The organism is Flavobacterium cupreum, from assembly GCF_003996965.1.
Classification (GTDB): Bacteria; Bacteroidota; Bacteroidia; order Flavobacteriales; family Flavobacteriaceae; genus Flavobacterium; species Flavobacterium cupreum.
Map to the genome: position 1 here is coordinate 292,040 of NZ_QWDM01000001.1, position 11,583 is coordinate 303,622.

The following is an 11,583-nucleotide window of genomic DNA, read 5'->3' on the forward strand; positions in this document are numbered from 1 at the left end:
ATGTGGAATTCAACTAAAATAACACAACTACTAGGCATACAGTATCCTATTCTGCAGGGTCCGATGGGAGCTGGTTTTTCAACGCCCGCTTTACTGGCTGCTGTCAGCAATGCCGGAGGACTGGGAAGCTATGGTGCCTATACGCTGACTCCTGAAGAAATTCTGGAAGCCGGTAAAGCCATAAAAGAACGGACCGATAAACCTTTTAACATCAATTTATGGGTCAATGATGTGGATCAAACACTCGTTAATTATCCGCCTGAAAAATTAGAGCACATTAAACTGATGTTCCAACCTTATTTTGATGAATTAGGAATTCCGTTACCGGATCTTTCTGCCGATATTCCGTCGAAATTTGAAAAACAGGTCGAGACTTTATTCGAAATTAAACCTGCTGTTTTCAGTTTTATTTTTGGAATTCCTTCTAAAGAAATCCTGAGCGAAAGCCGAAGATTGGGCATTAAAACGATTGGGGCGGCCACCACTTTGGAAGAAGCCCTTGCTCTGGAAGAAGCTCACGTAGATGCTATTGTGGCCTCAGGATTTGAAGCCGGCGGACACAGGCCTTCGTTTTTGAGACCTGCCCAGGATTCTTTTACGGGACTGTTCACCCTTTTGCAACAGCTAAAAGCGAAAACAAAAACGCCCATTATCGCAGCCGGAGGTATTATTGATGCAAAAGGTATTGCAGCCGCGATGACTCTGGGCGCCGATGCCGTACAATTGGGTACTGCCTTTATGGTCACAGAGGAATCGGGAGCAACACCACTTCATAAACAAGTGTTATTATCCGGTACAGCCAATCCTACTACGGTTTCAAAATCGCTTACGGGAAGAATGGGTCGCATGTTAAGCAACCGGATATCAGATGCTGTTCCGTTTGAAACGGAAGTTTTGCCTTTTCCATTACAGACGCGGTTAATTGCTCCTTTGAAAGCAGCAGCTCTCGCACAGGGAAAAACAGAAATGATCAGTTTCTGGTCGGGGCAAAATACAAGTGGCCTAAAACACCATAGTGCCGAAGAGCTTATGCAGGCTTTGATTATCGAAACCGGGGCATTGATATAATTTTTTTTAACCACAATATTATTTTTACCGCAATGTTCGCAAAGGTTTTTTTTGATATACCTTCAGTATAGTTTAAGTTCGCAAGGCTTATGTACTGCTGAAAAAGTTAGCCTTTCAACTTTGCGAACATACAACACAAGTAGCAGTAAAACTTTGCTCCCGATAGCTATCGGGATTGCGTAAATCTTTTTTTTTTAGCCACAGATTAAAGGATTAAAATGATTAAAAAATCTGTGTAAATCAGCGTAATCCGTGGCAAGAAATCTTTGCAAACTTAAAACGCCCCCTAACTTTAAAACCCCTTTGCTCCGATAGCTATCGGGATGCGTAAATCTTTGCTCCCGATAGCTATCGGGATTGCGGTTAGAAAAAAACTCCACTATAACCATTGTCTGCTTCGAAGTTCATTTTGTCCGGTTGGGCATTATATTACTATTTTATTTAGCACGACAGCCACAATTTGTCCTGTTAAATAACTTAAAATATAAAAATCATGAACTCAAAAACAACAAAAATTATTTACTGGACAGGAATTGTATTAACCTCTTTATGGTTTGGCGCCAGTGGTTTTTTCGAACTGACTACAAACCCAATCGTCTGGGGAATTACACAACAGTTAGGGTATCCCGCACATTTTATTTATTTGCTGGGGGTATTCAAAATAGCCGGAGTGATCACCTTATTGATTCCAAACAAATTGCTTCGATTAAAAGAATGGGTATTTGCCGGTGTCTTTTTCGATATCCTATTTGCCTTTGTCTCCAAAATCTGTGTGTTGGGTTTTCCGGCCACTATTGATGCTATTATTGCTTTTGTAATGGTAAGCGTAACATACTTTATGTTTAGAAAACTATATACCGCTACTTACAGCCCTGCCGCAATTCAGGCAGACTAACTTCAAAGTAGTGCCAAAAAAATTGCCCGGGATTGAGTCGCGGGCAATTTATTTTATTAAAATTTAAATCCTCACAATGAAAAAAATCATCTTAATCGTAAGTTTTATTTTATCAGCTCTTTTCTTTTTGAGCTGTTTTATGTTTCCGGAATTATAAATTCTTTACTCCTGTAATAACCTGTTACTTATTCCTTTCCCGGAAAAATTAACAGGTTATCGGTTTTCGAGCCAGCTTAAAAAAGCGGTTGCTTTTTCTTTTCCGATCAGTAATTTTTCTTCTGTCGGAATTGTCAATTTGATAATCAGTTTGCGTGAAAAATAATGCTCTGCATCCCTGATGGCTGAAAAATTCACCAGATATTGCCTGTTGATTCTGAAGAATTGGGTGGGCGACAATAATTTATGAACCTCGTCTAACGATTGTGTAATCTGATATTCGTTTTTATCCAGCGTCATGATCGTTGGCGTTTCATATTTGATATAAAAAAACGCAATATTTTCAGTTTGTACTGTCTGGTATTTATTATTTTTAAAAACAAGAAAACTGCTCTTCCCTGTATTTTCGCCTGTCCGCGTCAGTAAATAATCGAAATCGGGCATCGCCTTTTTGTTGCGCTGAAAAAAGTTTTTCAATTCTCCAGCTTTTTTAATGGCCTGGGCAATACCTTCTCTCGAAAAAGGTTTCAGTACATAATCAATTCCGTTTGATTTGAATGCCTCAATCGCATAGTCATCAAAAGCGGTGCAAAAGATGACCGGTGACAATACTTCCACATTTTTGAAAATTTCAAAACACTGACCGTCTGCCAGCTGAATATCCATAAAAATAAGATCGGGCTGATCGTTTTCCTGCAGGTAACTGACCGCACCGTCAATACTTTGTATGTACGACAAAATCTGCGCATCAGGCCTGATACTCAGAATAAGCTGACCAAGGGCCCTGGCCGTTTTTACCTCGTCTTCAATTATTATGATAGTCATAGATCATTGGAATTTTTATTTTAAAAGTAGTTTCATTTTTATCAATTTCAATCTCTTTATGGATCAAATGCAGGAAACGCTGATTGATGTTATCCAGACCGACTCCGGTCGATAAAGCCCCTCTTTTCAGCTGAATCTGATTTTCGACAACCAGGAAATCCCCTTCGCTGTACAATTTAATAACCAGTGGTTTATCCAGCGATACAATATTGTGTTTGATACAATTTTCGATCAGCAGCTGCAATGTAAAAGGCGGAACAGCCGAATCGTATTGTTTCGGATCGACTTCATTTACCAAAACAAATCCATCCTCAAATCGGGCCTTCAGCAAATACACATAAGAATCCAAAATCTGAAGTTCTTCGCGAAGCGGAATCAGATCCATTTTTCTGCTTTCGAGTGTAAAGCGGTAAAAATCAGAAAGTTTTAAGATAAAATCAGAGCTCATCGGATCGTTGATATCGACCATTGATTTTAAAGTATTCAGGCTGTTAAACAAAAAATGCGGATTGACCTGTTGTTTCAGTAATTCGTATTGCGCGCCCAGGTTTACCGCTTTGGTAAGCTCCAGTTCCACGCCCAGCTGCTGGGTCTGATAGTTCTGGAAAAGCAGGTGCAGGAACATATACACAATCAGGTTGATCAGAAGCCCTCTCAATTCGAACATGATCGGTGCATCCATTTTCGAAACCTCAAAAAGTTCCTGATGGGCGATTACCAATATCACCATCATGACAATACCCAAAAGAACGCTCAGCAAAAGTTTTCCGTTGAACAGGTTTTTAGAGGTGCGTTGCGATGAAAATTTCGGCAGGCTGTAAATGTTGTAATACCATATAAAAACCGAAAACAACAGTGTGATAGAGGAATTAATGACAATATCTCCGGGTGTCGAAAAGGAATCAAATAATTTAGGTACCGAAGCCAGAACGGCCAGCGATATGGAACTTCCCCATATGACCTTTGCGGATACCTCAAAGCGTTTTTTCTGTTTTTCCATTGTCGTATAAATCATTAAAGCCTACCCAAAGGTAAGCTTATTTTGAAAATTTTATAGTGCTAAATTGTTTTCTCACTTAGTTGTTTTCGGCTCTTGCAGCGCCTAAAATCGCTCCGGAATTCGTATCCTGAACAAAACCAATTACTTCAAAATCCGTGGCGGTAAACTCTTTGGGTTCAGTAATAGCCACAGTTCCGCTTTCGTTGTTTTTTAAAGCAATACTTTGCAGCTGTTTTACAATCTGGTAATGCGACAAAATCCGATGGGCGTTTTCTCCTCTTTTCACATTGCTTTTGGCTGATTTCTGTACCACAGCCAGCAGCAGTCGGCTGTTTTTTGAAATCCCGTTTACGGTATAATGTACATTCAGTTTATTATTGACCGCAGTTGTCTTCAAAGCTACTTCGGCAGCTGCAGGTTTGGAAAGGGCGCTGCTGATTGCATTTCGAATGGTAAATTCATCAGAACCGATATAATCCTTTTTACCGTTTACAATAACCTGAGGCGTATAAACAGGTTCTTTTCCGAGCCATTTGGCATAATCGTATTGTCTCCTGGTATACTCCGGATTACCGAAAATATCTTTCCAGCCCTGTCTGTCCCAATAATCGACATGATACGACAGCACATAGACCTGGCCGTCTTTATTTTCATTTTGAATTTTCCCTAACAGCTCATCTGCGGGCGGACAACTGGAGCAGCCTTCGGAAGTAAATAACTCTAAAACGACAATTCCTTTTGTGGTCTTTTGGTTCGGATTATTTTGTGCACAACTGCTCATTCCGAATAACAATAACAAGGTTACAAAAATGGGTACAAGTTTTATTTTTTTCATGATTTCCAAATTAGGATCATAAAAAGAAACCCCTTCGATGGAAGAGGTTTTCTTTTTACCGAATTAAAGAATAGTAATCTCCACATTAATATTTCCTCTTGTCGCTTTAGAATACGGACAAGTCTTGTGTGCTTCGGCCGCAATTGCTTTTGCCACTTCAGGTTCCAAGCCCGGAAGGCTGATGTTTAAACGCGCCTGTAAGGAATATTCTCCGGCCGTTACCGCCAAATCTACTTCGGTATCTACGGCCGTTTCTGCCGGCAGTTTGATATTCATTTTTCCGGCTGCAATGCCCATGGCGCCAATAAAGCAGGCCGACCATCCGGCAGCAAATAACTGTTCCGGATTGGTTCCCGTTCCTGAAGAACCCGGAGAAGTCAGCTTCACATTCAGTTTATCATCTGAACTTCTGGAAGCCCCTTCGCGCCCTCCTGTTGTATGTGTTTTCCCTGTATAAAGAATTTTTTCCGGTTGTGGGATGTTTGAATTTTCCATGATCGTAATTTTTAAATTGTTTATTGTTTATTGTTTGTTGTTTATTGTTTATCGTCTATTCTATATTCTATATTCTATATTCTTTACTCCTAACTCATAACTCCTAACTCCCAACTCTCCTCATTTCCCAAATCCATCTGCATCAATAATCGCCTGTGCAAAAGCTTTCGGATCTTCCTGAGGCACATTATGTCCGATTCCTTTTAGGATACGGTGTTCGTATTTCCCTTTGAATTTGTTTGCATACGCTTTCCCATCGGCAAAAGCTCCGTCAAAATCACTACCGATAGTTATCGCCGGAACCGTAATATCAGGTCTTGATGCCAGTCGTTTTTCGAGGCTGTCATATTTAGGTTCTCCCGCTTCAAGAGACTGACGCCATCTGTAATTATGGATTACAATAGCCACATGATCCGGATTATCAAAAGATTGTGCCGTCTGATCATAGGTCGCTTTATCGAAATTCCAAAGTGGAGAAGCCAGTTTCCAGATCAGTTTATTGAATTCATAAGTATTTTGGGTGTATCCGGTTTTTCCTCTTTCCGTAGCAAAATAGTACTGATACCACCAGCCGTATTCTGCTGTTGGAGGCAACGGTTTTAAGTTCGCTTCCAGATTAACCACAAGATATCCGCTTACCGAAACCAGTCCGTTTACGCGTTCCGGCCAGAGTGCAGCTGCCGCAACGGCTGTTCTCGCTCCCCAGTCAAAGCCGCCAATTGTTGCTTTTTTAATTTTAAGCGCATCCATCAATGCGATAACATCAGTGGCCAAAGCAGCCTGCTGTCCGTTTCTGAAAGTAGCATCACTTAAAAAACGAGTCGTACCAAAACCTCTTAAATAAGGCGTAATTACCCGGTAGCCTTTCGCCACTAAAATCGGCACCACTTCCTGGTAACTGTGAATGTCATACGGCCAGCCGTGAAGCAAAATGACCGGACTTCCCGTTGCAGGTCCGGCTTCGGTATATCCCACATTCAATAGTCCTGCATTGATTTGTTTTAAGGTCCCCAGCGAACCGCTTACTTCGATTGTATTGATTTGTTTTTCCGATTGTGCATGGGTAAAATTTACACTTAGCAAAAGGACTGCAATAAAGGCGATTTTGTTTCGTATAGTTTTCATATTCTTTTGATTTTTAAAGTATTGATTCGTTAATTTCTTTGTCAAAGATATCGTGACCCTCATCGTTTTACAATCAGAAAAAAGCTGAAACGGACAAAGATCAGGCTGAAATGGACAGTTGGTAATTTAACCGCAATGCACGCAAAGTTTTTTTTTTTTAATAGGAACTGTATAAAACGCAACGATCGCAAAGCTGTACGTAAATAACTTTGCTCCCGATAGCTATCGGAATGAAGGTTTTTTTGATAATAGGAACCGTATAAAACGCAACGATCGCAAAGCTATATCTAAATAACTTTGCTCCCGATAGCTATCAGGAGGAAGGTTTTTATAATAGGAACTATATAAACGCAACGATCGCAAAGCTATACTTAAATAACTTTGCGAACATAGCGTAAACCCTTGCGTGCCTTGCGGTTAAACCTCCATAACCTGAAACCTGAAACAAAAATTTAAGCCAGCACCATTCCGCCATCCATGATAAAATCGGCACCGGTGATGAATGTTGCTGCCTCACTGCTTAGATACGAAACCATTTTGGCTACATCTTCTGAAGTTCCCATTTGTTTTAGCGGAATATGATCGACAATTGTATCCATCAACGTTTTAACTTCCGCTTCATTCAAACCAACCTTTTTCATTATTTCCGTTTCCGTTGGACCCGGGCTAACCGAATTCACCCTGATTTTTCTTGGCGCTAACTCCAAAGCAGCAATTTTCATCACTGCATTAAGGGCCGTTTTACCAGACGAATAAATCGATGTGCCGGCATAACTCATACTTGCCGTATTCGAAGAAAGGAACACCACTGATGCGCCGTCTTTTAAAAGAGGTATAAATTTGCTTAACGTAAAATACGCGCCTTTAAAAATAACATTCATTATACCATCAAATAAAACTTCTGTGGCTTGCTCAATGGTACCTGTACCCGTAATCCCGGCATTGATAAAGAGAATATCCACCGTACCAAAATCTGCTTTTACTTTCGCAACCAGATTTTCAATATCCGCTATATTAGACTGGTCGGCCACAATTGCGGTCACACCCAATTCCAGAGCCGCTGCTTCAATGGCTTCTTTTCTTCTTCCGGTGATGATAACCGTTGCGCCCTGCTCTTTGAATTGTTTTGCTGTTGCGTAACCGATCCCGCTGTTTCCGCCTGTAATGACGGCTACTTTATTTTTTAAATTGTCCATTTTTTTATGTTTTTAAATTAACGGGACAAAGTTAAATCGGAAAAGATATTCGTTTTTTGATGGTATCATGGAGTATACCGTTTTCAGGTTTTCTAAGGGGATTTGGTTGTGTATGAGGAGCTGATTCCTGCTGTCCGCTGTATCTTTTATGGCGAACACCGCCACAAAAGGATGTCGCTTCCATCAGGGCTAGGGCACTCAGTTTCAGAAGAACGATTGGTAAAATAAATTGTAAATAAAATATTACTTTTTATAATAGTAAAAAGAATCTTTTTTTGATATATTTGCAGTCCTAAACACAAAGATTATGAAATCAAAAAAACTTTTGCCCGTGCGGTATGGTGGCGGTATTGGAAACAACTGCAACGCACTTTGTGGCGTAGGACACCTTAGCCGTGCGGGTTCTTTTCCCTAAACACAAAGATTATGAGTACCAACACCCTTTCAAAAGAAGCTGAAACAAAGCTGATTGCTTTTTTCAACGACAGAGTTGATCCAAATGCTATTGCTAAAGCATTGCGGCAGGTAAATTTTACACTCGCATTTGGCGTTATGAGTAAAATCGAACTCCTTCAAAGCGAAACTGCCCAACTAGGTAACAGCTTTTACTGGCTCAATGAATTAGCCGAGATTTTAGATCCGTATCTGGAGGTAGAATAGTTTTCTATTCTCTTTTGAAAAATTAAAACCCTCAATCTTTAAAGATTGAGGGTTTTGTTTTTTTCTGCTATTTGAAATACCGTATAAATACGTATTGCGATTTTTATGTAATTCGTTTACACTTGTTGGAAATAACAGTAACTTTAAAAAGCTTTTTAATTTAAAAAAAATAAACTATAAAAATAAATCACCTAATTTAATGTATGAATGATTCAATAAAAAAATTAATTAAATTATTAAAAGAAGATAGAGTAATTCCAGTTATTGGAGCTGGTGTATCAAGTGCAGCTGCAAATCTTCCAAGTTGGGTGACTTTAATAAAAATGGGATTTGAATACGCAGAAAGTCGTTATTTAAATCCTGATCTCATTTCCAAAGGGCGTAAACATTTAGAAGACAACAACTTCCTACTCGCTTCTAATTATCTTAAAAAGGTTCTTAATGCTCCCTCTTTTCCTTACGTAAATTGGATTAAAGATATATTTGAAGATCCAATTATTGAGTCAGACTCACTTATTAATAGCATATTAGATCTTTCAACATCAATAATTGCAACTACAAATTATGACACTTTATTAAGTTCAATAAACACTTTAAATCTACAAAAGTTTATTTACAGCGATCACCAATTAATATTTAATGCAATTAATAAAAAAGAAAATTTAATAATTCATTTGCATGGAATTATCGAAAAACCAGATAGCATAATTTTGAGCGATCTTGATTACAAAAAATTGAATAAAAATTTAGGTTATAAAACACTATTAAATAAATTACTATCAGATTATCATTTTTTATTTATAGGTTGCAGTAAAGATGGCGTAATGGACAACGATTTTCTACCTGTTTTTAATTTTATTAAGAAATGGTTTCCTCATTCTGCTAATCAACACTTCATACTTTTACATGAAAAAGAAATACTCAGCCGAAATCACATTGAATTATTAACTGAATGTAATATTGAAGCTATAAACTTTGGCAACGATTACAATCATCTACCTACATTTATTCAAAAAATAAATCCAAATTTTGAAAAGAAAAAATATAAGTTACAAACATATCAAGATAAATTAGTAAAAGATTTTAAACGAGTTGAGAATAACACAAATAATTTTACAGATAATAAAGATGAAATTGATTTGTTCTTCATTAATAATTTCAATTCTCAATTTGACTGGGTAAATCCTGAAAAAATTAAAATTCTTGAAAAATTATTAGCAGAGCATAATAGTTCTCTTGTTGGCAAAAAAGAGAAGCTTTTATTTACACAAACCATTATTAAATCAGTTTTTAAATTAACTGAATTAAGAGAAAAAATTGATCTTTGGTTACAATTTAGAGAAACTCCTGAAAAGCTTAATCCCTTAAATTATATAAATACTGCAATTATTGCGTATGAGTGCCTTTTAAGAATTCCACAAGAAATTATTATTGATATTAAACAATCAAATGAATGGGGAGTATTACATAATGGATTTTATAATGGTTACCTAGGTGGATTTATTGATGAAGTAAAAAGAGCTAAAGAAAGAGGACAAAATCTCGAAAAAAAATACAATTCCGACAACTATTTGTTTGAAAATTTAAAAAGAATAATTCAATCACTTAAAAATTTCTTAGAGTTAGATGCTGATAACTTTTATGTAGAACTTGAAAAAGCTACTATATGCAAGGGTTTACCTCTTGATTTTCTTGCAGTAGTTTCTGATAAAGAAGTTATTATTACAGACAAGCATTTTAAAGACACTTTTGCAAGCTTACCTATTGATAAAAAATTTCCCATCTTCAAAATTTCACTATTAACAGTTGATTTGGACATGACAGTTATTGGGTGCAATTCCAATTCTTGTTTTTCTTGGAATCCAAAGGAAGATATTTTTGCAAATATTTTTTATAAATCAAATGAAGAAATATATAATATTGAATATCACAAAAAACAAAATCAAATCTTTATACATGAAGGGAATAAAATATTGGTATTAGATAATAAATTTGAAATAACTAAAATTTTTTCTATAAATGAAACATTTTCAACTTTTGCGATATACTCATCAGGAATTGTTTATTTAAAAGGAGGAGACTCAACATATAAAGGTGACATCATTTTGTTATATGATTTGAACGGAAATCTGCTTCAAAAATTATCTTATAATAATTTCATGACTGAACTCGAAAAAGACACAGAAATTAGTCAAAGGATTTTAAAATTTGAAAAAGAAGATCCTTTTTTAAACTTTTATGCTAAAATAGATGTAAAATCTTTTCAAATTATTAACTTCAATAACAGAGAATTTCTAATATTAAATAGTAGATTCAAACTAGAATTCGACAAAGAAGATTCGTTAATATTTATACTAGAGATTTCTAAAAATTCAATTACAATTTTAAAAAAAATTTATTTAGAGGATTTAAATTGTTCATGTATGGACTATTCAGCAAATGTTCAACTTTTAAATTTGGTTTTCGGATTTTATGATACTTCGAATAATCCAATTATGTGTCAAGAGATCATCTTAGATCTTAATCTTAATATTTTAAGTACAAATAATTATCAAAATTCAAAAGAAAAAAAATATGAGACGAGAGATATTTATAGTTGCAAATTCTTAGATAACAAAACAATAATTTTATCAGAGGAAGGAAAAAAAACACTTCTAATCTCCACAAATACAAAAGAGGTTATCGAATATCAACTACAAGATAAGCAGAGGATTAATTATATTACAGCAACTTAAAAAAAATCTAAATCCTAAAAATTTACTACATGAAAATAGCCCATGTTTCAGATTACCTCTCGATTACTAAATTTAAAGATTTTGAACTTCCAAGTTTCACAACATTAAATTAGACCATTAATTCTTTTCGCTTGATAAATAGGCGTTGCTAAATAATCGTAATTTTGCACTTACCGTTTACAAAATTAAAACCCCAAATGCAAAGAAACCAGAAAGAAGAAGTCCAGGCCCTGCAGGACACCATCTACGTTTTAGGTGGAAAATGGAAACTGCCGATCATCAATTCGATTTGTAATGGCAACCATCGGTTTACGGAGATTCAGCAGAGTATTCCGGGGATTACGTCGCGTATGTTGTCGAAGGAATTAAAGGATATGGAACTTAACAATCTGGTCAAAAGAATAGAAGACCGCGATGCCAAAGTGGCGATCCTTTACGAGTCGACTCCGTACTGCCAATCGTTCGGGCCAATTATAACGGAAATGATCAATTGGGGGAAATCCCACCGTGAATACATCAAAAAGCAGCAGGAAAAAGCCTGACATTTTTACCGAAATTTTAGGGTTTTCAAAACAATTTCGTAACCGTAAAAA

11 protein-coding genes are annotated in these 11,583 nt (G+C 36.7%); 5 read left to right on the forward strand and 6 right to left on the reverse strand.

What is annotated here, in order from left to right:
• Both D0817_RS01265 and D0817_RS01270 read left to right on the forward strand, forming a co-directional pair.
• Positions 1-1,068 carry an NAD(P)H-dependent flavin oxidoreductase gene (locus tag D0817_RS01265; RefSeq protein WP_127336576.1) on the forward strand — a complete coding sequence of 356 codons (1,068 nt, stop codon included), beginning with the start codon at positions 1-3 and terminating at the stop codon, positions 1,066-1,068.
• Positions 1,069-1,561: 493 nt separating this feature from the next.
• Positions 1,562-1,963, forward strand: coding sequence for a DoxX family protein (locus D0817_RS01270; protein ID WP_127336577.1), 402 nt, complete (start codon positions 1,562-1,564; stop codon positions 1,961-1,963).
• A gap of 213 nt (positions 1,964-2,176) precedes the next feature.
• On the opposite strand, the gene D0817_RS01275 is transcribed toward D0817_RS01270, so the two are convergent.
• From D0817_RS01275 to D0817_RS01300, 6 genes are all read right to left on the reverse strand, one after another.
• A complete protein-coding gene (locus D0817_RS01275; protein WP_127336578.1) occupies positions 2,177-2,944 on the reverse strand; it encodes a LytR/AlgR family response regulator transcription factor in 768 nt (255 codons plus the stop codon).
• Complete coding sequence (locus D0817_RS01280; RefSeq protein ID WP_127336579.1) at positions 2,925-3,944, reverse strand: sensor histidine kinase; 1,020 nt, start codon at positions 3,942-3,944, stop codon at positions 2,925-2,927. The genes D0817_RS01275 and D0817_RS01280 overlap by 20 nt, the downstream gene beginning before the upstream one ends.
• Positions 3,945-4,020: 76 nt before the next feature.
• Complete coding sequence (locus tag D0817_RS01285) at positions 4,021-4,779, reverse strand: DUF1223 domain-containing protein (protein WP_167470917.1); 759 nt, start codon at positions 4,777-4,779, stop codon at positions 4,021-4,023.
• A 63-nt stretch (positions 4,780-4,842) separates the two neighbouring features.
• Positions 4,843-5,274, reverse strand: coding sequence for an organic hydroperoxide resistance protein (locus D0817_RS01290; protein ID WP_193555346.1), 432 nt, complete (start codon positions 5,272-5,274; stop codon positions 4,843-4,845).
• Positions 5,275-5,394: 120 nt separating this feature from the next.
• Positions 5,395-6,399, reverse strand: a complete 1,005-nt coding sequence (locus D0817_RS01295; protein ID WP_127336580.1) for an alpha/beta fold hydrolase — start codon at positions 6,397-6,399, stop codon at positions 5,395-5,397.
• A gap of 452 nt (positions 6,400-6,851) precedes the next feature.
• Positions 6,852-7,595: an SDR family oxidoreductase gene (locus tag D0817_RS01300; protein ID WP_127336581.1), complete on the reverse strand. Its 744-nt coding sequence runs from the start codon at positions 7,593-7,595 to the stop codon at positions 6,852-6,854.
• 426 nt (positions 7,596-8,021) lie between these two features.
• Here D0817_RS01300 and D0817_RS01305 point away from each other — a divergent pair, with 426 nt between their 5' ends.
• The 3 genes from D0817_RS01305 (at position 8,022) to D0817_RS01315 (ending at position 11,532) form a co-directional block, all read left to right on the forward strand.
• Positions 8,022-8,255, forward strand: a complete 234-nt coding sequence (locus tag D0817_RS01305) for a hypothetical protein (RefSeq protein WP_127336582.1) — start codon at positions 8,022-8,024, stop codon at positions 8,253-8,255.
• A 203-nt stretch (positions 8,256-8,458) separates the two neighbouring features.
• Positions 8,459-10,990, forward strand: coding sequence for an SIR2 family protein (locus D0817_RS01310; protein WP_127336583.1), 2,532 nt, complete (start codon positions 8,459-8,461; stop codon positions 10,988-10,990).
• A 197-nt stretch (positions 10,991-11,187) separates the two neighbouring features.
• Positions 11,188-11,532 (forward strand): winged helix-turn-helix transcriptional regulator, encoded by a 345-nt coding sequence (locus D0817_RS01315; RefSeq protein WP_127336584.1) that lies wholly within the window; start codon positions 11,188-11,190, stop codon positions 11,530-11,532.
• The last annotated feature ends 51 nt before the right edge of the window (positions 11,533-11,583 follow it).

Bases quoted from the DNA above. Each gene is read 5' to 3' on its own strand.
- D0817_RS01265 (WP_127336576.1), top strand. From the start codon at position 1: ATGTGGAATTCAACTAAAATAACACAACTACTAGGCATACAGTATCCT.
- D0817_RS01270 (WP_127336577.1), top strand. From the start codon at position 1,562: ATGAACTCAAAAACAACAAAAATTATTTACTGGACAGGAATTGTATTA.
- D0817_RS01275 (WP_127336578.1), bottom strand. From the start codon at position 2,944: ATGACTATCATAATAATTGAAGACGAGGTAAAAACGGCCAGGGCCCTT.
- D0817_RS01280 (WP_127336579.1), bottom strand. From the start codon at position 3,944: ATGGAAAAACAGAAAAAACGCTTTGAGGTATCCGCAAAGGTCATATGG.
- D0817_RS01285 (WP_167470917.1), bottom strand. From the start codon at position 4,779: ATGAAAAAAATAAAACTTGTACCCATTTTTGTAACCTTGTTATTGTTA.
- D0817_RS01290 (WP_193555346.1), bottom strand. From the start codon at position 5,274: ATGGAAAATTCAAACATCCCACAACCGGAAAAAATTCTTTATACAGGG.
- D0817_RS01295 (WP_127336580.1), bottom strand. From the start codon at position 6,399: ATGAAAACTATACGAAACAAAATCGCCTTTATTGCAGTCCTTTTGCTA.
- D0817_RS01300 (WP_127336581.1), bottom strand. From the start codon at position 7,595: ATGGACAATTTAAAAAATAAAGTAGCCGTCATTACAGGCGGAAACAGC.
- D0817_RS01305 (WP_127336582.1), top strand. From the start codon at position 8,022: ATGAGTACCAACACCCTTTCAAAAGAAGCTGAAACAAAGCTGATTGCT.
- D0817_RS01310 (WP_127336583.1), top strand. From the start codon at position 8,459: ATGAATGATTCAATAAAAAAATTAATTAAATTATTAAAAGAAGATAGA.
- D0817_RS01315 (WP_127336584.1), top strand. From the start codon at position 11,188: ATGCAAAGAAACCAGAAAGAAGAAGTCCAGGCCCTGCAGGACACCATC.